Annotated in this window: 19 protein-coding genes and 1 tRNA gene; 18 read left to right on the top strand and 2 right to left on the bottom strand. The window is 38.1% G+C overall.

Annotation, left to right across the window (positions count from 1 at the left end; all coding sequences use genetic code 11):
- The first annotated feature begins 2 nt into the window (after nucleotides 1–2).
- The 12 genes from IGJ19_RS12075 (at nucleotide 3) to IGJ19_RS12020 (ending at nucleotide 13,827) form a co-directional block, all read left to right on the top strand.
- Nucleotides 3–572, top strand: a complete 570-nt coding sequence (locus tag IGJ19_RS12075; RefSeq protein ID WP_074799464.1) for a Gp15 family bacteriophage protein — start codon at nucleotides 3–5, stop codon at nucleotides 570–572.
- A complete protein-coding gene (locus IGJ19_RS12070; RefSeq protein ID WP_430604142.1) occupies nucleotides 565–5,580 on the top strand; it encodes a tape measure protein in 5,016 nt (1,671 codons plus the stop codon). The genes IGJ19_RS12075 and IGJ19_RS12070 overlap by 8 nt, the downstream gene beginning before the upstream one ends.
- Complete coding sequence (locus IGJ19_RS12065; protein ID WP_418255291.1) at nucleotides 5,564–6,403, top strand: phage tail domain-containing protein; 840 nt, start codon at nucleotides 5,564–5,566, stop codon at nucleotides 6,401–6,403. Before IGJ19_RS12070 ends, IGJ19_RS12065 begins: the two co-directional genes overlap by 17 nt.
- Before the next feature lie 8 nt (nucleotides 6,404–6,411).
- Nucleotides 6,412–7,440 carry a phage tail protein gene (locus IGJ19_RS12060; protein WP_071866049.1) on the top strand — a complete coding sequence of 343 codons (1,029 nt, stop codon included), beginning with the start codon at nucleotides 6,412–6,414 and terminating at the stop codon, nucleotides 7,438–7,440.
- Entirely contained in the window at nucleotides 7,440–8,486 is a 1,047-nt protein-coding gene (locus IGJ19_RS12055; protein WP_071866050.1) for a hypothetical protein, read from the top strand. The genes IGJ19_RS12060 and IGJ19_RS12055 overlap by 1 nt, the downstream gene beginning before the upstream one ends.
- Nucleotides 8,487–10,673, top strand: coding sequence for a BppU family phage baseplate upper protein (locus IGJ19_RS12050; protein WP_430604141.1), 2,187 nt, complete (start codon nucleotides 8,487–8,489; stop codon nucleotides 10,671–10,673).
- A 12-nt stretch (nucleotides 10,674–10,685) separates the two neighbouring features.
- On the top strand, nucleotides 10,686–11,033 hold the full coding sequence (locus tag IGJ19_RS12045) for a hypothetical protein (protein ID WP_023519336.1): 348 nt from the start codon (nucleotides 10,686–10,688) through the stop codon (nucleotides 11,031–11,033).
- Nucleotides 11,026–11,154 (top strand): XkdX family protein, encoded by a 129-nt coding sequence (locus IGJ19_RS12040; RefSeq protein WP_023520196.1) that lies wholly within the window; start codon nucleotides 11,026–11,028, stop codon nucleotides 11,152–11,154. The genes IGJ19_RS12045 and IGJ19_RS12040 overlap by 8 nt, the downstream gene beginning before the upstream one ends.
- Nucleotides 11,155–11,164: 10 nt before the next feature.
- Nucleotides 11,165–11,398 carry a hypothetical protein gene (locus IGJ19_RS12035; RefSeq protein WP_023520195.1) on the top strand — a complete coding sequence of 78 codons (234 nt, stop codon included), beginning with the start codon at nucleotides 11,165–11,167 and terminating at the stop codon, nucleotides 11,396–11,398.
- 1 nt (nucleotide 11,399) lies between these two features.
- Nucleotides 11,400–11,657 carry a holin gene (locus IGJ19_RS12030; protein ID WP_071866052.1) on the top strand — a complete coding sequence of 86 codons (258 nt, stop codon included), beginning with the start codon at nucleotides 11,400–11,402 and terminating at the stop codon, nucleotides 11,655–11,657.
- Nucleotides 11,658–11,725: 68 nt separating this feature from the next.
- Nucleotides 11,726–12,619: a peptidoglycan recognition protein family protein gene (locus tag IGJ19_RS12025; protein WP_430604139.1), complete on the top strand. Its 894-nt coding sequence runs from the start codon at nucleotides 11,726–11,728 to the stop codon at nucleotides 12,617–12,619.
- A gap of 167 nt (nucleotides 12,620–12,786) precedes the next feature.
- Nucleotides 12,787–13,827 carry an Abi family protein gene (locus IGJ19_RS12020; RefSeq protein ID WP_010734597.1) on the top strand — a complete coding sequence of 347 codons (1,041 nt, stop codon included), beginning with the start codon at nucleotides 12,787–12,789 and terminating at the stop codon, nucleotides 13,825–13,827.
- A gap of 467 nt (nucleotides 13,828–14,294) precedes the next feature.
- On the opposite strand, the gene IGJ19_RS12015 is transcribed toward IGJ19_RS12020, so the two are convergent.
- Nucleotides 14,295–14,915: a hypothetical protein gene (locus IGJ19_RS12015; protein WP_010734598.1), complete on the bottom strand. Its 621-nt coding sequence runs from the start codon at nucleotides 14,913–14,915 to the stop codon at nucleotides 14,295–14,297.
- A gap of 843 nt (nucleotides 14,916–15,758) precedes the next feature.
- Between IGJ19_RS12015 and IGJ19_RS12010 the strand changes: the two genes are divergently transcribed.
- Nucleotides 15,759–15,905, top strand: coding sequence for a hypothetical protein (locus IGJ19_RS12010; RefSeq protein WP_023520189.1), 147 nt, complete (start codon nucleotides 15,759–15,761; stop codon nucleotides 15,903–15,905).
- Nucleotides 15,906–16,440: 535 nt separating this feature from the next.
- Here IGJ19_RS12010 and IGJ19_RS12005 read toward each other — a convergent pair.
- A tRNA-Lys gene (locus tag IGJ19_RS12005) sits at nucleotides 16,441–16,513 on the bottom strand.
- A 382-nt stretch (nucleotides 16,514–16,895) separates the two neighbouring features.
- Here IGJ19_RS12005 and IGJ19_RS12000 point away from each other — a divergent pair.
- The 5 genes from IGJ19_RS12000 to yycF all read left to right on the top strand — a co-directional run bounded on the left by IGJ19_RS12000 (nucleotide 16,896) and on the right by yycF (nucleotide 22,022).
- Nucleotides 16,896–17,471 (top strand): DUF1836 domain-containing protein, encoded by a 576-nt coding sequence (locus tag IGJ19_RS12000; protein WP_071866422.1) that lies wholly within the window; start codon nucleotides 16,896–16,898, stop codon nucleotides 17,469–17,471.
- Nucleotides 17,461–18,318 (top strand): DegV family protein, encoded by an 858-nt coding sequence (locus IGJ19_RS11995; protein ID WP_071866421.1) that lies wholly within the window; start codon nucleotides 17,461–17,463, stop codon nucleotides 18,316–18,318. Before IGJ19_RS12000 ends, IGJ19_RS11995 begins: the two co-directional genes overlap by 11 nt.
- A 363-nt stretch (nucleotides 18,319–18,681) precedes the next feature.
- Nucleotides 18,682–19,752, top strand: coding sequence for a hypothetical protein (locus IGJ19_RS11990; RefSeq protein ID WP_071866420.1), 1,071 nt, complete (start codon nucleotides 18,682–18,684; stop codon nucleotides 19,750–19,752).
- 256 nt (nucleotides 19,753–20,008) lie between these two features.
- The gene (locus tag IGJ19_RS11985) at nucleotides 20,009–21,016 is read left to right on the top strand and encodes a DUF1002 domain-containing protein (RefSeq protein ID WP_430604135.1); all 1,008 of its coding nucleotides are present in this window, start codon (nucleotides 20,009–20,011) and stop codon (nucleotides 21,014–21,016) included.
- A 301-nt stretch (nucleotides 21,017–21,317) separates the two neighbouring features.
- Nucleotides 21,318–22,022, top strand: a complete 705-nt coding sequence (yycF, locus tag IGJ19_RS11980; RefSeq protein ID WP_019723593.1) for a response regulator YycF — start codon at nucleotides 21,318–21,320, stop codon at nucleotides 22,020–22,022.
- The last annotated feature ends 1 nt before the right edge of the window (nucleotide 22,023 follow it).

Here is a 22,023-nt window from a genome sequence, read left to right as displayed (position 1 = left end):
ACATGAGGTTAAATGACCCAGAAGTCACTTCCTTTTTTTATAAAGAACGCGAGTATTTGATTAATTTGTCGTTTGATATTGTATTAGATGCTTTTGATGTATTGAATGAGGCAATATTTACTGATTATGAAAAAGCTTGTCTATGTCTAGACTTATTAATCGGAGAAAGTTGCTATCAATCTGAGGATGCACTTAGTCTATGGATATTTATTTACGACCAATTTATTCATAAGGAAGTTCCACCGTTCATTAAATATAGTTTTTACGGAGAGCCACTTTCTGTGGAAGAGCACGAACAATTAATAGATATATCTGCGGATGCAGAGACTATTTACGCTTCTTTTATCCAAGCATATAACATCGATTTAATTGATAAACAGGGAATACTAACTTGGTCTAAATTTAGAGCTCTTTTACATAATCTGCCTTCAGACACTCCACTTAAACGAATTATGCAGATTCGAGCTTGGAAACCAGGAAATAATGATTCAGAAGAATATAAGCAAGATATGACAGATTTACAAAGATACTATGCCTTAAATACTGATAGAGAGGAGGAAGATAATGACTAAAGATGGCAAAATAAGTATTCTGATTGATGTCGACGCCAAGCAGGTTCCTAATGTAATAAGTTCAATTGAAAAAAACTTTGGACAGTTAGGAAAAAATGCTGATGATATTACAAAAAAAATTGGTAATAATATGGGTGCCAATACTGAGACAGGAGCGAAAGTAGCTAATCAAGCAGTGGATTCAGTTGAACAGTCGATGACTGATTTGGGAAGATCGACTGATACGGCTACTGCCAAAGCTGGGAAATCATTAAGTGAAAACTTCGAAGTGGGATCTAAGGCCGCTAATACCGCAACAGATAGCGTGGTTAAAGGAGTGGCGGACCTAACCGCCACAACGAGCACTGAACTAGCTAAGTCGGGACGTATCATGGGTGAATCCTTTGATTCTGGCGCCAAAGATGCCAATCAGGCCAATGACAGTGTCGTTAAATCAGTCACAAGCTTGGTTTCTTCCGTGGAATCTTCTGCACCTAAAATCGGAAAAGAGCTTGGCGGATCCTTCCAGTCTGGTGCTAAAGAGGCAACGAGCGCTTTAGATGGTATCGGAAAATCAAGTAGTAACATGTTAGCCAGTATTGAAGCGACGTCACCTAAGGCAGGTAGAAGCATCGGTAATTCGTTTGAAGCAGGTTCCAAGCAAGCAGCTAGCGCTCTTGGATCAATAGAAAAGTCCTCTGCGCAGATGGTTCCTCCTGTTGAATTATCAGCAACTAAGGCTGGAAAGAGCATTGCGACTAGTTTAGAAGCAGGTTCCAAAGACGGAGCGAAGACAGTCAGTGATGCGGTTGATGCGATGAAAAAGGATCTTATGTCATTAGGTGATGAAGCAGAAAAGTCTGGTGCTAAAATGAGTACCTCCTTTTCTCAACCAGAGCCAAAAGCCAATTTGTTAACAGGCTCTGTGGGCAAACTAAGCGCAGCGATGTTGATCGCAAAAGGAGCAACTACAGCACTATCGATGGCTAAAGGTTCATTAGATGGTGCATTTGGTCGTATTGATACTTTGAATAACTTTGAAAATACGATGACTCGATTAACTGGTAGCTCAGAAGAAGCCGCTGCAGGGATGGAAGGCGTTCGAGATGCGGTTGTAGGCACCAATTACATGCTCGATAGTGCGGCTCAGACCGTGCAGCGTTTAGTGATGCAAAATGGTTCATTAGAACAATCGACAAAAAGTTATCAAATCTGGGGTGACGCAGTTGCCATGTATGGTGATGGTGCTGCAGAAACAATGGATAATGTGATGGATGCAATGATCCAGATGCGAGCAACTGGAACGGTTAACATGGCGCAAATGGATCGTATGGTTCGCCGTGGAGTAGATCCATGGGAGATTTATGCAGATGCGACTGGTATGAGTATGCAGAGCATTCGTGATGCGTTGCGTGCCGGCGAAATTAGTGCCAATCAGTTTTTTGATACGGTTGAACAAGCTATGCGTGATGGTGGGAATGAATTCACCTCGGTTTCTGGGATGGCTCAACAAGCTGGTGATACTTGGGCAGGATCATTTGCCAATATGGCTACTGCAACAAGCCGAGGAACAGCAAACATTATCGAATCTATGGATGAGGCATTTGGCAAAACTCGCTTTGGCTCAATGAAAGAAAACGTTCAAGGATTCGGGAAAACTTTCGAGGGTGTGTTAAACAGTGTAGCTGGCGTGGTTCCACCTGTTGTGTCAGCAATCGATACAATGGTCGGTGGCATGATCGACCTTAAAGAATCATCGGTTATCTTGGCGCCAGCGATTATCGGTGTGACTACTGCAATCGCAGGCTACATGGTCATAAAAAAAGCGGAATTGTACACTCGTGGTTTTATTGCCTCAATTAAAACCTTAACCGGTGCTAAAACAGCAGATACTGCAGTTACCAAAGCAATGACCGTAGCTGAGAAATCGCATTTAAGTGAGGCGGCTCGAGCAAAAGCAATGACTGCAGGGTCAACAGCAGCCACTAATTTGCATACGATAGCAATCAAAGCGAAGACCATTGCGACAGCTGCATTGAAAATGGCAACAAGCGGAGTTGGATTAGCCATGGGGGCAGCAGCAGCTTTAGGTGCGATTTTGTTTAAGAGTTGGAATGATAACCGAAAAGCAGCCAAAGAATTGGCCAGTGAATTAGATGGATTAAAAGACGATCTTGACAGTGTAGGAAAGTCAACTCAGTCCAGTGCAAAAGAATTTGAATCACAAGCTAAAGTGATCGAGTCGAATACAGAAAGAAACAAGGATCTAGCAGCTGAATTACAAAGGCTTTCAGCAATTGAAGATAAATCGGCTGCGGATAAAAAATTGATGGCTGATACAGTTGATGAACTGAATAATTCAGTGACTGGTCTAAATCTCTCTTACGACGAAGAAACAGGCCTGCTTAATGCAACCACAGAAGAAATAAACAAACGGATTGAAGCTTCTAAAGGAATGGAAGAAGTCAATCGGCTAACCGAACGACAAAAGACGTTGAATCAAGAAGCTGCAGACATTGAATCCTCATTAACTGAAGTAGCCAAAGAACGTATGAGATTGGAGCAAGAAGCCTCAGAATCTGGCGTGGATGGAAAGAAAAAAGTCAAAGAATCGCTGGAAGGACTGTCCCAGAAGGAAGATGAACTTCAAAGTTTACTTGTTGAAAATCAATCTGAACGAAATCAATTGTACACGGAGGAGCAAGAGAAAAGACGAGCAGTCGCAGAGACAGTCTCAGAAGCTAATTCTCAAATGATTACTTCATGGAATGTTCTATCTGATGCACAACAAGCCGCCTTGGAATCTATGAATAGCATGTACAAAAAGCTGGTAGAAGAATCAGGGAATGCTTTTAAGCAGATTGAACAACAAGAAGCGATAAGCTTGGATCAAATGAAAGAAAATCTACAAAAAAATGCTGAAGCTATGAGAACGTGGTCTACCAATGTTGCCATTTTGGCGAAGGTCGGTGTAGATGATGGCATTATTATGCAACTTGAAAAATTAGGTCCAGCAGGTGCATTACAAACGCAACAGATGGTAGATGAGATGGGGTTAAATCTTAGTTCATTAGCGGAGTTAGGTGGAGAACATACAAAAAACCTGCTGGAAAAAATGGGTCTTCATATGGAGGACCTACCAAAAATGTCAGCTGAACAATCGGCGTGGTTTGTTGAAAATTTAGATCTTGAATTAGGTAAATTACCAGAGACAGCACAACAGCACATTAGTGATTTAAATGGGACTGCGGATGTAACGATGAAGCAAGCGATGGCGAGTATGGGGAATATCGTTGGTGAAGAAACGGAAACTGTTGCTGAAAAATTTGGATTAATTCCAGAAAAAAGTGAGGCATCTTTACGGAGAGGAACAGAGGGGCGAGACTTTGCACAGTGGGGACGTCAACCTGTCGAAGAAATTGGGGATGGGATGGTAGAAGCAACCCCCAAAGTAGAGGAAGCAGCAAAGGAAGTTGCTCAAACGCCAGAGAGAGTGATGGGCCCTCAACTAGAACAAACAGACTATGCCTCAATGGGTGCAGCACCACCAACAAAATTGGGGCAAGGAATTTTAGATAATATTACTTCAGTAGAAGAAGCTTCTAAAGAAGTAGCACAAACTCCAGAAACAATGTTTCAGGAAACCATACAAGCAAATCGTTATATTCCGACTGGTCAAGAAACAGGTAAAGGATTAAGTGAAGGAATTAATCAATCTAATGCCGATGTTGAGTTAGCAGCCAAAGCTATAGGAATGATACCAGAAAATACTATTCAAGCTGAGATGACTACAGAAAAAACTAAGGAAAGTGGAACAGAGGTAGGTCGAGGGATAGCACAAGGGATTGATAGCAGTCAAGAGGCTGTGCAACAAAGTGCTAAAGCTGTCGCAGACACTCCAAATAATGAACTATCTAGCCATATGAACCAAGGTATCTATGCTGAGTACGGACAAGCAGTGGGAGAAGGTCTTGCAACGGGAATCGCAGACACTAGTCCAGTGGTTGTTGCGGAAGTAAATAAGTTGGTTGACCAAATGGTAAAACAAACTGACATTGGTATCAAAAATATGACAGTAAGTTTTAATCAAGTTGTTCCTAATGTAGCTAACGCGTTGAGTGCGCTTCCTATGGTAGCTTCCAATAGTATGAATTCTATGAATATGAGTTTCCAAAGTGGATCGCAAGTACAATTAGCTACTGTGAAAGCTTTGAATAGCAATTTGATACGTACCTTTACTAATACACCAAGTGAATTTCAATCGATTGGTCGAAATATTATGAGTCGGTTGAATTCTGGAATGATGGCAGAGTCGAGCAGGGTTGTCGCAACTTCCAGAAATATATCAAATAGGATTGTACAATCCTTCAATCAGTTGCCAAATCAGATGCAAATGACAGGTCGCAACGCAATTAGTTCATTAAATAGTGGAATGAATTCATCTGTAAGTCAACCTATTTTAACTGCATCAAGAACTAGCTCGGCGGTTGTATCTGCTTTTTCAGGATTGTCTAACCAGCTAAATGGAGTGGGTCGTGATGCTATGGCTGGATTGAATGCTGGATTAAATGCCGGTACAGCATCTGTATTGGCAACCGCAAATAGAATTGCCAATCAGGTTGCCGCCACCATGAAAAGCGCATTGGATATAAATAGTCCTTCGAAAGTCATGGCGAACGAGGTTGGACGGTGGATTCCAGAGGGGGTTGCCGCAGGTATCGAAAAATATGCAGGAGTTGTTTACCAAGAGATAGATAACTTGTCGGCGGGCATGTTGAAAATTACCACGCCAGAAGTTGCTTTAGGTTCTGCACGTATGTGGAGAGAGCTTTCCAACGAAAAAATCAGTCAAACGATTGTCCACCAATCTCCATCAGTAGATATGGCTGAGTTGGCACGGGTGCTGAATAGTCGTCCAATCAAGGTGAACTCAATCCTAGATGGAGAGAAGATTTCCAGTACTTTTGACCAATCTCTAGGAAGACAAATGTATAAAAGACAATACACAGGGGGTGTGGGTTTTGCATGATGAAACACAAATTTATTTAATCTGTGAAGAAGGAACTATCCATTTCAACGCTTTATTTGAAGGGATAAGGATTGCAGATGTGGGCCCGGGTTCTCCTGAGCCTGTGTATCATTTTGAACAATTTTCAGGAAGCGATGGAAGTCGCCTGGTTAACTTTGCCTACGACAGCTTTCCATTCTTCTTGGTTTTCCGATTGGCTTCGCGAAATCTGTACGATTGGCGACTGGTCGTTAACGAGATGAGAAGTTTATTTTACAGAGAGGATCCTTACTACATTTGCTATTCTGGAGAGCCTGGGAAACGATTTAGAGTTGTTCCGGAGCCCTGGGAAGTACAAAAAATCATGCCTCAAAAAGGAATGTTCGCCCTTTCTTTCACGGTGTTCCCTGGGAGCTCCGAATCAATCGCAAGTACTCAGTCTAACTTTGACTTAGAAGAGGACTGGCAATTTTCACAAGGTTTAGTGGCAGAAGAGTATCAATATACCCATGAAACGAGTCGGTTTATTATTTTTAACGGGGGAGATTTCACGATTGATCCCAGAGAACATGACTTAACGATTCGAATCGAAGGGGAATCAGACGGAGAGTTTATCTTGTTCAATCGAACCACTGGTGATCGTTTTATTTATTACCCACCACTGCATCGTCGCTACGGAGAATCTTTAGTGTTAGAAAGTGTCTATCCACGTAAAAATGGGGTCTCTTGCGGCATTGATACGAACCATGGAGTGATTACATTAGCACCCGGCGAAAATCACATTGAATTACAAAATATCAGTCGTGTGAAATCCGAATGGGATTTCCGATTTCTTTATAAGTAGGTGAACCAATGTTAACGATTCGAAATTATGAAGAAACACAAGAAGAACTCCTGACCGATTACGATCAGGGCTCTTTTTATGAAAACTGGCAAATGAACGAAACGTGGGAAGTTGGTTTTGTTATTCGAAAAACAATTCGAAATAGTGTTGTGTATGATTTAGTGACTTACGAGTCTTCTGTCATCTTTCAAGGCCAACAATTTGTCATCAAAGAAATGCAAGAGTCGGCAGTTGGAGAAGCGGTGTATAAAAGAGTAGTGGCCACACATGTCTATTACACGATTCAAGATGGGTATCAATACAATAAAATAACCGGTCGGCGAACCCCGATGCAACTCTTGATGCATATACTAGGAACAGGTGCTCGTGGTTTTACTTGGCAGTTAAGCGGTGGGTTTCCAGCAACTGACAAGGAAAACTTTGGAGATGCGAATTATTTACGGTTGATCAATGAAGTCTTACAGGACTTTCGTTTAGTTGTTATTCCGGACAATAAACATTTACACTTTATGTCCGCAGATGCGTTTGGAAAAAAAGTCCATGAGCCGATTCGATTTAAGCATAATACGGATGAAGTGACATTCGATATCGACACGTACAACTTAAAAACCCAGATTCGAGGATTTGGCGCACTGAAAGAAGGCGTGGAAACAGATGATCCTCGAGATAGTGATTATGTTTTCCCACCAGTCACACTTACCAGTCAAGAATCGGTAAAATGGGGGATTCGAATTCAAGATCCTGTTCGAGATGAACGCTATCATCATCAGGAAAGTATGATGGAACGCTTAAGAAATGAACTACAAGATACACCAAATATTTCAGGTGTTGTTAGGTTGAAGTGGAAGACTCCAATACAAAAAGGCGATCACGTTCCCTTTATTTACGAGCCGATGGGAATTTCTACGTATATCCAAGTAGTTGGGCTTAAAACATTTCCTTTAGTACCGAACAAACCACCTGAGGTGGTCCTCTCGAACACTAAAAAAACAATGACGAAACTATTGGTTCAATTACGACAGAAAGGAATGGTGTAATGAATTTAAAAGAATTAGTCAGTAATCGAATTTCAAGTGAATGGAAGAAACTATTTAACCATAATGTCCGTGAAACAAAACAAGAAGTCGACTCAATCCATACACAACAGCGTGCCATCAACCAACGGATTTCTAATCTGGTCCTTAGTGTCGGAGGAAATTCACCAACTGAAGTGGTAGATGCACGAGTGGATCATGAGGGGACGGCACACCCAACCTTAAACGATCGATTATTAAGCGGAGAACAAGGCGTTGCTAGGCGTATGCGTGAGCTAAAACTTCAATTAGCCAATCAAGGGGCTTCAGTCGAACAGATTAACGAAGTCATTCAACAACTGTTTTCACCTAGTGCAGCAACATTAAACATCTACGTTTCTGCTACACGAGGGGATGATCGGACAGGAGTTGGATCAGAGGAACGGCCTTTTCAAACCATCCAAATGGCCGTCAATATGATTCCACTTTTAAATCTTTCTTCGATTACTATCTGGGTAGAAGACGGGGTGTATTTAGAAGATGTCCGCTTAGCGAATATTCAGGGGAGTACATTGGTTATTCGCACCATTCAAAGTCAAGAAACGTTAGCTCCAGCTACTCGTGATTTGCCGGTAAAAGTCAGAAGTATTGGCTTTTTCTTCTGTAGTGGCTATTTTCAAATTTTAGGTATTCAAATAGTGGATACTGCGAATGCTCCTATTTTCCAAGGCAGAAGATATGGGATCATGAATGAGCAAGGCGGTTATATGGCGATCGCTTCTTGTAAATTTGGAGAGTCTACCCAACAAACATCTTATAATGCGCTTTACTGTGGCGGGGCATCAAAGATGAATGTTTATGGACGAACTACTTTTGTGAACCAAGCACTCGCGATTCATTCACGACTTATGGCAGAAATTAACGTGGGAGATATTTCGGGTTCTGGAAATACCGTAGGTTTTCGTTGTGATTCAGCGACTTTGAGAGGAAACACGCCTTCCGGTTTTGCTAGTACAGCGACTCAAACTGCAGGTGTCGGATTGATTGTAACTAAAGGGACGGTGTTGTAAATGGAAGAAAATCAGTTTTTTAAGGTGGCAAACAAACCCATTGTTATTGATACGGTCCAACAAGCTATCATCGACAATGGGACCACTTTTTATTCTCATGACCGTGGAACGGCAAAAATTGAGTTCTTTTTAAAAAATGAAGGAGTAGCTTTTTCTATCCCACAAGGAACACTAATTCCGATTCGATTAACGTTTCTTTTAGAGACGGCCGAGGATGGGCTAGCGAGACATGATTATTTAGCTGTAGTAGATGATCCGGTCAATGGTCGTGTGCATATTGTATTAGAAGAGAATATTTTAGGGTATCAGGGAGTTGTAGAGGGTTCTGTTTATGTAAACTTTCCAAATCAACAGTCCCTTGATACTGCTGGACGATTTAGGTTTAGGATCCATCGTAGTCCTTTGGAAGAAACGACAAACGAAATTGATGCCTATTACTTTAATGGGTTTAATTGGTTTGCCCAGCAAGTCGAAGAATTGACGGATTCAACCAAACAGGAGATTGAAAAACTATTTGCTCGAGCAAATGACCAATCGGTTAGTTTGGAAGAAAAGGTAAAAATGCTGGATGAAAAAATCAATCAAACTGAGCAACAAATCAACGAGCTGGGTAATCTAAAACGGATGTACTCAAACAGTATTGATTTCGGTAATTACGACTATTCAGGGAATGCTAACCTAGCTATGACTGACTCAGATACATTTAAATGGGGAGACGGTGGTGTGGTAACATATGAAAACGGTGAATATACCGTTGTAATGGACGGTAGTGGAAGATTAGTCAAATGGAATACTAACCCGGAAACAAGTGTGTACTTAAAGGATAAAACACAGTATACGATGAGTTGCGAAATGTATGTGGGTGCTGATTATACAGGCGATGTTACACAAGTTTTTGCTAACTATGCTTATACAGATGGTGGACAAGTTCTTATACAAACTTCACGATTACCACGTGATGTGCCAAGAAATACATGGGTTGTGGTAAAAGGGACTTCAACTATAGATTATCAAGGCCGTGAGCCTAAAGTATTATATTTTACTTGGCAAACGGTAAGTAACACGACAATCCCAACAGGAACACTTAAAATAAGAAAGCTAAAAATAGAAGAAGGTGCAGATGCTACACCGCATCAACCTAATCTATTAATTGCACCTTATCAGATTTCAAAAGTACCATTGAATGCTAATTTGGGTAATAAGGAACAACCCTTCCCATACTCATCTAATGCTTGGCTTTTTTACGCTAAGGATATGACAGAAAACTTTATTGTAGGACAACCCTATACGTTAACATTGAAAGGAACAAAACCTACCACACAATCATTTAGAGTATACATTACAGGTCAAGAGAGTAGATGTAGGATAGATGATATGTTACCAGTAGAGGGTGTAGCAGATACTTGGAGAATTACTTTTACACCAACAGCGGATAACCTAACAGGTAGTGCCTCACCAAGTAACTTGCGGATATATCAGATGCCTTCTGGAACAACAGGGGCTGTCAGAATTGATTGGTTAAAAATAGAAAAAGGAGACACGGCAACACCACCAATCACTTTCTACAAATACTTTGGTGAAGGTTTGAAAGACAGTAATAATCCATACGACTATAGTTGGGATGTTACACCTGAGTACACTGAAAAAAGATTGAACGACAAAGTAAGTCTGACAGAGCCACAGTCTATTGAAGGGACAAAGGATTTTCGTGATCAGCCTTTAATTAAAGGTGAACGCATACCAACTGAAAAGTTTGGAATATCCTTAATTGGTGGAAGATTAGTAGGAGTACCTGTTTCAAATAACACTATTTTAAATTGGGGTAATCCGTATGCTTATGATAATGAACGATCAAAAACGAATGATTTATTTACACTATCTGAAGATAATAAAACTTTAACGATTCTAAAAAACTGTGCGCTACAATTTGTCGGTAAATTTACTTGTCAAACGAACGATGCCAGTTACTATGCTTATCTTGGGATGCGTGTAAACGGAGCGAGCGACTGGCGTGTAGCTGGTATAGCAGGAACGTTAAATTGGCGCAATGATGTTGGCTGGTTTTGTGTAAGAAAGTTTAATGCTGGAGAACGTGTCACGCTTGTGACAGAAACTAATTTTACCACTGCTTCAGTGAATAATTGGGGTGTTGATCAGGTGTATATCAAAGAAGTTTTGGCAACATAAAAGGAGGAAAATATGAAATCAATTTGGCAGTATGGACGAACAGGCGGGAAATATGTTGGGGAAGTCTTAGATGATAGTGTGATATCTGTTCCGTATACAGATGTCCCACCATTAAAAGGAATTGAATTAGCAGATCAGTTTTTTATTCCGACAGAAAACCGTTGGCAAGAATTAGAAAACGCAACACTTCGTGAAAAATTAGAAAATCTTGAATGTTTGTATGAAGAATTAAAAAAGCAAGATGAATGCAAAGGCGAACAGATTCAACAGATGGGACAACTGAATGCCACACTTATGATGAACGATATTCAACTTGCCAATCAGTTGGCCGAAGTAAAGGAGGCGCTCCAAGATGTTTAGTTATGAACAAATTGAACGAATGTATCGCCAAGGTTTTTTCACTGCCGAACAAGTCAGAATGTTTGTGCCGTTAGCAATTTCTGAAAAACAATTAAAAAAACTACTGAGAGAAGTAGAATAGGCGGTGACTTATGGAAGGAATTACTATCGGGGAGTGGATCGCGATCATAACACTCGGCGGCACATTGATTGTAGGTGTGGCGAAATTTTATGCGATGTTCACGAAACTTGATCACACGTTAGGAAAATTAGAAAAGACGATCATTCGGGTAGAAAAAAGTCAGATTGACTATGGCAATCGGCTTTCAATTATTGAAGAACAAATCAGATCCATTTTTAAACAAATTGGAAAGGGGAGAAAATAAAATGACAGAAATCTTAGCTGCTGCAAGTATTATTACACCACTAGTAGTCGGTGTCACAGGGTTAATTAAAACACAAATGAAGGATTACAAACTCTTACCCGTGATCAATGTGATTGCGGGTATTTTGTTAGGCGTGCTATATGCAGCGACCCTAGCACCACAAGATTTAGCAATCTACGCATGGGCTGGGGCTGTATCAGGGTTAGCCGCTGGTGGATTATTTGATTTAGGAAACAGTGTCATTCAGTCGGAAGAATGACAAATTAGCAAAGGAAAAACACAGCCAAAGGGCTGTTTTTTTATATAAAAAATTAGGAGGAATTGATTATGACAAAAATTGTAGATTTAAGAGGCGATTCAAGAATTTTAGGACCAACCAATGCCAAAAGAAATGTTTCTCAAGTAACTAAAATTGCTCGTCACCATTCTGCAACAACTACTGGAGACGTTTGGGCGTTTCAGAACCATTGGAATGGCACATTAGGCTGGGGAACAGGTGGCTATCATGAAATCATTTTACGAGATGGTACCGTACAATGGTGCTACTTCGATAATGATGTGACAAATGGTGTGGGGGGACATAATACACCGACTTACCATATTTGCCTTGTTGGTAATGGTTCATTTACAGCTGAACAAGAAAAAGCATTTGAAGAACGAGCAAAAGCGGCCATGCAACGTTTTGGTTTATCTGTCAACGATGTATTAGGGCATAACGAATTCAGTGGTCATGCCTCGAATATCTGCCCAGGTATTAACATGAATACGGTTCGTGAACGATTACGAGCGGGGAATAACTTAACCCATGATCAAATTATTTTAGCGAGCCCACCAAAAACGAGCGGAAACTATGTAGGTAAGTTAGAAGTGTTTAACGAGCTAGTCTTAGGTACATTCCGGATTGCTGGATGGTTGGTTCCGCAAAATGGTGCAGCGTATTTAAATCAAGGATACGTTTTCTGGATGGATGCCGACAATCCGGATGTTGAAATTGGGCGTTGTAAATCAGCCGGTATTATCAGAGATGATGTGAATGCAGCATACGGATTACCAAGCGGCCTAAGATTTGGTTTGGATGGCACAATGGATATCCGCAAATTCGCAGGGAAAAGAGTCTTTCCGATGTTACGACGAACAAACGATCCAAATGGAAATACAATCAATGGACAAACAGTCGACATTCGATTCCCTGAGTATGTTTTGACGATTCCTAAGCGATAAAAATATCCCCTCACATTGAGGGGCAGTACATAAAATTTTATATATATTATCTTTAGTTATAAAAGTCATTTTGATTACAGTTGGTTTCTTTTGTTATTGTAAGAGCTATAAAAATAGTGGTATAATTTTTTTATTGACATGTACGAAGTAAAGGTGGGAATTAACACTTGAGAAAATACGGTTCCAAACAAGAATATGTGAAGAGACCAAAAAGTATTATTAATAATAGATTTCCTAGTGAATTAAAGAAAAAAATTCGCCCAAATCAATATTTTTACAGTAGAGTCAGGTGTCAAATTATCCCAAAGGTACAAGCTAAACAAAAGCTTACTATTGAAGAACAAATAGATTATATGAAATATAAGGGTATTACATTTAATGCCATAAAAGAATCTGAAGCAAAAAAAATATTATCTGAGACAAATTATTATTATAAAATTTCTGTAGTTAGAAAACTATTCAAAAAAAATTATAGTAACAAATACATGTTTTTAGATTTTTCTCATCTAGTCGATTTATCTTCTATTGATATGGGAATTAGATATTTTTTGCTACAAATGGTTTTAGATGTAGAACATTCAATTAAAGTCCAAATAATTAATGATCTTACTAATAATCCTAATGTGGATCCTTATCTTATTGTTAAGCAATTCAAAAATAGAAATAGTGGTTTCTATAAAAATACAATTGAACGATTTGAAAGAACAGCATATCGGAAAGATATGTATTCGAAACGAGGTAAGAACATTCCTTTTTGGGTATTGCTAGAAATAATGGACATGGGAGGGCTAATACTTTTTTTAAAATTTTATGGAGGAAAATTTAAAGTAACTTCTGATTTAAATACGACATCTGGGATTGCTTTGTATGCGAAAAATATTAGAAATTGTTGTGCTCATAGTGGATCATTTATTTATAATATTTATGATCCATTAACTCGAATTCCATCAAATCCAAGGATAATTACTTATGGAACTATAATGGGAATTGAAAGTAATGACGTAAGATTTAGAAAGATAAATGATTTAGTTTCTTTGTTTTATCTGCATAAAATTTTTTGTACAAACAAATTGAATGAAAGACGATTTAATGAAGGGCAAAATTTGCTAGAAAGATGCGAAAAAAATAGAATGTATTACTCTTCAAATGAACAGTTAAAGAAAGAAAGAAAAACTTTCATCAAATTACTTGATTATTTGAAAAAATAAATGTATGATTTAGACAAGATGAAACAACAGGTGATGCTGTTGGCTTACTGACCAGTGCTACTGATCAGGAGTTACTAGTGTAATACTCTTAATATTTTTATATTTCGAGTAGCCTTTTTCCCTATATGGGAAAAAGGTTTTTTTGTTAATCTCTATACTTTCCTGGATCAACGAAAGTATACTTTATATAGTCAGAATGCTTTTAGAATAAGCTAATACAGCTAAGATTGAAACATCTAATTATAACTGAAGTTCTTCTTAACTTGCTTATAAAAACTGCACCTTTTTCACTGATATTTTTTAATGAATCCTTACATCATATAGATCACCATAAAATATTACGTGAACTAATGTTCGATCTTAGTTGAGCGAATAACAAATAAAAAAGCTCTCTACCAAATAAGGTAGGAGCAGTTTCTTTGATTTGATTCAATTATATAAACTGTATTTTTAGATTTTTCGGTAATCTAATTGTTAGTTAAATCAAATGTGGCATCAAAATCTTTGTAATTATCATCGTCATAGTTGTCGGTGTCGTAGCTAGCAGACCATTTCAATCTGATATTTGCCACGTTGCTAACATTCTCTATTTTAGGCACCGAAAATGTCACAACTCCTTCTTTTGTTACACCGCTTAATATTTCTCCGCCAATACTATCACTTAAAAACATTTCAGCTTCTATTTGCTGACCTTCTATAACCAATGTAGATTGGTCAGGATAAGTATCAAAATCCATATCTGAATTGTTGGTAATTTCGAAATAGACTTGAATAGCATATTTATTTTTAAGCCCTTGAATTTCAATCTCATCATCGGATAATTCTACAATTACTACTTTATTGATATTCGTGGTCAAGCCTTTCCAATCTTCTGAAAAATTTGCAGAATATTCAGCACGCTCCACTACGGCGTTATTACTTTCAACGGTACTTCTTTCTGTTGTAATCTCATTATAAGATTCAATAGTTGACACCGTTTGAACGGTAGCAGATCCTTGGGTAACTGTTTTTTCATCTTTTGAACTTGAACAAGCCGACAAAAAAAATAAATTGATACCAACAAAAACACCTAAATAAACTTTTTTCATTTTCGTTAGAACTCCTTTTTTATTTATTACAGAAGTTATTATATCAGAAAAATTGGAACATCAAAATATATTTAGAATGATCATGCTTTTGGAAGGTAATTGATAATTATGAAAAATGAACTCCCCATATTTTTAAAATAAATAAGGAATAATGATGGATGCTAATGAATTAGAAAAAAGTAAAAGTTAGATAATTTTGGATGTTTTAAGTGTTATAAGAATTTATCAATATTCTATGGTAGGAGAAAAACTATTTAAACTTGAGTCATAACTTTAGTAAACAAATTACATTCGAGTTCAGTTAGATAGAGCAATAGGCGTCCAATAGGAGGTTCGAGTCCTACAGGGTACATAGTAAAAAACTCAGTCAATCATTCTTGGCTGAGATTTTTTATCAATTGTAGCAATTCGTCCAGATCCTCAATCTTTATTTATCGCATTATATAGAACGAGCAGATCTGTTATAAATTCCAAAGCACATGACTTGAACAATAAATAAAAACAATACTTCCGAATAGTCATTGTCAATGTGTGAAGAGTGTTAAATATAAGGAAGAGCAGGCATTATCCAAGTACCCATGATTGCAACGCCTAGTACTAATAGCGAAAATAGGATACAACATATTATGAATATGCTCCAATTCGATTGATCAACATCAAGTTTTTTCTGATGAATTATCCAACCGGTTATAAACATCGTGAAACTTAAAAAGTATAGAATAAAAATCACTTCAAATAATAATATAACAATATTTTACAACTTATGGTTAAATTATCTCAAATTTCATATAAAATTCTTAAATCTATCATATTATTTGAATGTATAAGAGGAGGTGCGTGCTATTGAGTATTCTAAAATCGGCAGTGAAATATAAAGTTGCAAAAAAAGCTACAGATAAAGTAATGGGTGACGGTTTGTTATCAAGCGTTGTTGCTGCAAAAGCAGTGAAGAAAAGTAATCAGCGTAGTAAGCAAAGAACAAAAAAATAAAAACACTAGAAGTCGTGTCCTTAGTTAGACAGGGAATTTTTGTTTTTTAATCGATTGTAGTAACTCGCTCAAATCTTCAATCGGCACCTAACCATTATAAGAGAACAAGCGACAAAAAAACCACATGACTTGAAAAATAAATAAAATCATAGTAATCTAAAAGTGTCCTTGAAACCATTGATTAGGATATTATCATTTGCCCACTTTTCGGAGTGGGTCTTTTTTTGTTATAAACAGATAGTTTTGCAGAGTATATTTGTCTATCCCTAAGCGGAAAAAAATATCCCCTCGTTTTTGAGGGGAAATACATAATTAAAATTATTTCGTGAACTTTGTATCTGCTTCAATAATATATCGAGATTTCTTTTCTTTATCAGAAAGAATTGTCTTCAAACGTCTTGTTATCTAATAGATGGATATTAGCGTTTTATACCCGAAAAACATACCCGAATACAAAAAAATGCCACCACGCACACTCTTTTCCAAACTACCGAAGTAGCCAAGAGTGTACTGGTGACGTGGGTTTGGCACCCAATGGGCCGTGAGGGGCTCGAACCCGCGACCCGCTGATTAAGAGTCAGCTGCTCTACCAACTGAGCTAACGGCCCATATGAAAAAGTACTTTATTATAGTAGCACTAAGCATTTTAAAATGCAAGGTACGTACAATAAAAAATCTACGAAAACTTTACTACTTCCTAGAAATTCATTCATAGTTTATTCATAAATGACCGTTATGATAAATGTATCCCAACCAACAAAGTTCTTGCAAAAGAACAACCCATAACACTTTTTCATTTTTTTACTCCTTTCCCGTCATGAAAATGGCGGGTCTTTTTTTTATTCCCAGAAGAATCTAGAACAATCCTCGTTTAAACACTTGTTATTGATGTTTATTTTTGTTATTAATTTATCTAGTTTGAGTAACTAGATTGAATGTTTTTGAAAACTTTGATAAGATATTAATGAGAACATTAAAGGAGCTTTCATAATGGAAAAAATGCGCCAGCAATTAATTGATTGGGCTGTCAGTATCGAAACGTTTCGTTTACCTCATTGGGAAGAACTTCCAGACTTGGAGCTATACATGGATCAAGTCAAGACCCTGGTGGATCGTCACTTATCACCAGTGATCCAAGGAGAAAAACATCCTTTGTTAACTTCTTCAATGGTTAATAATTATGTGAAACTAGGTTTGGTACCGGCGCCAATCAAAAAGCGATACAACAAACAACATGTGGCATTTCTGATTGCTATCACAACGCTTAAACAAGTGTTGACGATTCCTGAAATCAAAGAAGGAATTTTGTTTCAAGGAAAAACAGTGGGCATCCGTGAAGCATACAATCTTTTTTGTGATGAACAAGAAAATGCAATACGAATGGTCAGTCAATTAGCCCAAGGAAAACAACATGAACAATTATTGAATCAAGAACTTCCATTAGAATATGTTGCTGTACGTTCAGCGACGATTTCTTTTGCAATGAAGCTACTAGCGGAAAAAACGATCAGCCTAGAAAGCGAATATTTACAAGAGACAAAAAAGGAGAAAGAAAATGAAGAATAAGATTGCGATTTTAGTAGACTCAGGAACAGATGTGCCACAAGAAATCATCGATATGTACAATATTTATGTGATCCCTTTGAAAATCATTTATAAAGATAGAGAATATACAGATAAGGTCGATATCACTCCTGAAGAGATTTATAAGCGTTTACCTGAGGAAATTCCGGGTACTTCGTTACCTGATGGAGAATCAATCACTAAAATTTTTGATCAAATCAAAAATGATGGCTATGATAAAGTTCTAGCAATCACTATTTCAAGTGGTTTGAGCGGAACGAATAATGTGGTTCGTCTTGTTGCGCAAGAACAAGAAGGAATCCAAACACATGTATTAGATACTAAAAATATTGGGATCGGTGCTGGTTTTACAGCAATCCAAGCCGCAAAATGGATCGAAGAAGGCATGGAATGGGAAATGCTGATCGATGAATTAGTTGCATTAGCAGAACGGACGAAAGTCTTTTTCAATGTAGCAACACTTGAATACCTGCAAAAAGGCGGACGTATCGGTCTAGTTGCCTCAATTTTAGGAAATGCCTTAAAATTGAATCCCATTATCTCTTGTAATGAAGAGGGCATCTATTATACAGTAGGTAAAGCACGAGGCAGAAAGAAAAGTTTAGACAAAACAATGTCCTATGTGAAAGAAACTGTCGGGGATGCGAAAGTCTTCAACTTGGCAGTCGCACATGGTGCAGCGGAAGAAGAAGCAATTGAAATGAAAGCTCGCTTTGAACGTGAATTCCCAAATGCCCAAGAGATTTATTTTGGACAAATCTCACCGGCATTGGTTGTCCATACTGGCCCAGGTTTATTAGGGATCGGTGTACAAATACTTGAAGCATAATATGATCAAAGCGAAGTGATCATCAAAGAACAGATTTATTTTTTATCTAAAATAATTAGAAAAAAATAGTGGACAGGAAAAGAATCGTAAATAGAATCCCGCTCTTTAGAAGTTAGATATTGATCTGACTTCTCTAGGGCGGGATTTTTTATGGGGAAATTTAATTTTTGAATTTAATGGAACATGCTTCAAGAGTTTTTGGAGAAGAAAAAACACTATTCCGGCATTTTTGATTTTGTATAAAACATTAGGTTGACCTTAGAATCGCTCTAACCAATATCATTAAAGTAGGCATAGAAATGCGGATCATATCGATTGATCACTATGCCAGTTTATTTTTAGGTAGAAAGAAGGAGTTTAAAAATGAATTATTTAGAATTAAGTGCCCACAGAGAAAATCCAGCGGTAACGATCATGTTAGGGATGCCAAATGACGAGAAAAGTGCTGAAAAATATAAACTAGTGTTAAAAAATCTAGTCAAACAGATTATTTTAGAGTTGGAAGAAAGGGAAGGAACAGCGGCGAGAACAATGATTCGTAAAATCGATCAAGTGTTAAAAGGCTTTCAACCTACGCATAAAAGAGGAAGCATTGTCTATTTTATTTCGCCAAGCGTCAATGAACAAATCGAAGTACCGTTTGTGTTGGAGAGTCAATTTTTTATTGATGCGTATTTCCATACAAAAGAAATCTTACGAAGTGAAAGTAAAATGAACCATTATTATGTGTTAACGATTGGGATGGATTGTTCACGTCTACTAGAATATGTAGATGATACGCTGATACAAGAAGTGAAAGACGCACATTTCCCAATCAGGAATAAAGGCTACTGGACAAAAGACCGCGTATTGAATTCAATGGGAAGTGTTCAAACGAATTACAAAAAAGAGTTCTTCAAATGGATTGATTCTGAGTTACAACCTTATTTGAATCGTCATCCACACCCAATCATTTTAGCTGGAACAACAGAAAATATTGCGACATATAAACAGATGTCACATAAAGATGAACGGATTGTTGGAGAAATCTATGGGAACTTTACAGTTGATAGTGGCGAAAATGAGTTGGCAATAGGAGAGCAAGCAAATCAGGTGATTCACGAATACATTCGTCATCAAAAAGAGACGATACTACACACTATAGTAGGGATGGAAAACCAAGGGCGTGTAGAGCGTGATGTAGCCAACATCTACAGACAAGTAATTAAAGGAAAAGGGCAAAAATTGATTGTGGATCACGCTTACTATCAAGAGGCAGTGATTAGAGATCATCAAGTCAAATTAGTAGATATCTCACCGAGTGACGAAGGCTATGTCGAAGATATCATCAATGAAATCATTTATGAAGTCATGCGTTACGGAGGAGAAGTTATCTTTGCCGAAACAGAAGTATTAGAAAATCAATCGCCGATCCTGCTGCAATTACGCTATTAAAAATCGATTCATACAAATGGGAAACTAGGAAGCTTAGAAGAATAAGGAAATAGCCCAAGCTCAACACTCGGATACATTCGGAGGTTGGGCTTTTTGATGAAAGATAAAGTCTAAAAAGTTTTGAATAGCTAAGAAAACACCCGTAATCTTAAAAGATAGTATAAGATTCTTTTCAAATCAGCCTTGAGGCGTAGGTTATCTTATTGACCTTATAGTACAATGTTTAAAACAGAAAACAGCTACATGGAGGTTATGTATGAAGAAAACAAAACTTATTGCCACTCTCTTGGTCTCAAGCCAAGTTTTACTAGCAACACCAATCGTATTAGCAGACGAGACAGCAACAACGCAAAGTATTGTCCCAATTTCAGGAACGGTCGACTCGACAGTTGCTACGGATTCCTCCGAGTCAACAACGACAACCAGCTCTAGTGAACGATTACAGATCAATGCAGTAGCAATCGGTAATGCGTTAACGAAAGAACAAGAAACTTATACATTAGATAAATTAGGGATCAAAGGAGAAACACCGATCTATAAAACGTCCGGGACAGACTTGATGTCCTATATTCCTGACGGTGGATTTACCAAGGACTGGGCAGTTTACAGTTCTGTACGTATGCAGACGCTTGCTGAAGGCGAAGGGATCACTGTTGATATCGCGACACCAGAAAATATCACACGGATCACAGCCGCTCAGTATCAAAATGCAGCGTTAACAGCTGGGATCACCGATGCAAAATTGACGGTCGCATCTGCAGTACCAATCGATGGTTCAGGTGCTTTAGCTGGTGTGTACAAAATCGTAGAAGAGTCAGGGGGCATTATTAATCAAGACCGTGTCAGCGTGGCTCAAAATGAGATGGATGTTTTATCGTCTATCACAGAAGAAAACAAAGACAAAGATGGCTATTCCGATGAAGCATTAAATAAAGCACAGGAGCAAGCGAAAGAAGAATTAGCAGCTAAGACTGCTGATGGCAAAGAGCTGACACAAGCGGATATTCAAACGACAGTAAAAAAAGCTCTGAAGGATAATGGACTAGAAGATGTAATGACAAGCGATCAAGTCACAGAAATAACTTCGTTGATGAGTGAAATGAAAGATAAAAATATTTTTGAAGACTTCGTGAAGGAATTAGACTTGACTGAGGCAAGCAAGCAAATTCAAGAAAAATCAAAAGGGCTTTGGGAAAATATCAAAGGATTCTTTAGTGGCATATGGGATTCGATCACTGGCATGTTTTCTGGTGACTCTCAATAATCGAAATAGTTTTTTATATATGAAATATTTGATTTGAGCTACCCTATACGGATCTTTAATAGATGAAGCAAGAATAAACCGCTATAACTTTTCCGAGTTAGCGGTTTATTTTTATAATCATCTAATCGCATACTTTAATAAGCTACAAGTGGGATTCGTGGAGGTTTGTAGGAATCCGAATCCGCCTGTTCAATCATGCAAATTTTATCAATAACGTCCTATTTTTTTAGAAAGATGAAACCTGATAAGAAATGCGGTATAATGGAACAGAATGACAATACTAACTAAGAGGTGGCTCTTTATGAAAAAAATACTAGTTGTCGACGACGAAAAACCGATTTCGGATATCGTCAAATTTAACTTAGCAAAAGAAGGTTATGACGTCTATACAGCATATGATGGGGAAGAAGCTTTAGCAAAAGTAGCCGAAGTGGAACCTGATTTGATTTTACTAGATTTGATGTTGCCAAAAATGGATGGCTTAGAAGTGGCTCGTGAAGTACGAAAAACGTTTGATATGCCGATCATCATGGTGACAGCTAAGGATTCTGAAATCGATAAAGTGTTAGGCTTGGAACTGGGAGCAGATGATTATGTGACCAAACCGTTCTCTAATCGTGAATTAGTGGCACGTGTGAAAGCAAATCTTCGACGTGGCGCTTCTGCTACCAAAGAAGTGGAAGAAGTCACACCTTCTGAACTGATCATTGGGGACTTAACGATCCATCCCGATGCGTATATGGTGACGAAACGTGGCGAAACGATTGAATTAACTCACCGTGAGTTTGAACTGCTCTTTTATTTAGCAAAACACATTGGGCAAGTCATGACACGGGAACATTTGTTACAAACCGTCTGGGGCTATGATTATTTTGGTGATGTTCGTACAGTAGACGTGACCGTTCGTCGTTTGCGTGAAAAAATCGAGGATAATCCAAGTCATCCTAGCTATTTAGTTACACGCCGAGGCGTAGGGTATTACTTGCGTAATCAAGAACAGGAGTAAT

This window comes from Enterococcus sp. DIV1368b (assembly GCF_050529595.1).
In the GTDB taxonomy this organism is placed as follows: domain Bacteria; phylum Bacillota; class Bacilli; order Lactobacillales; family Enterococcaceae; genus Enterococcus_B; species Enterococcus_B mundtii.
Note: the sequence above shows the minus strand (reverse complement) of the source record. Positions and strands in the feature narration are given on the sequence as shown.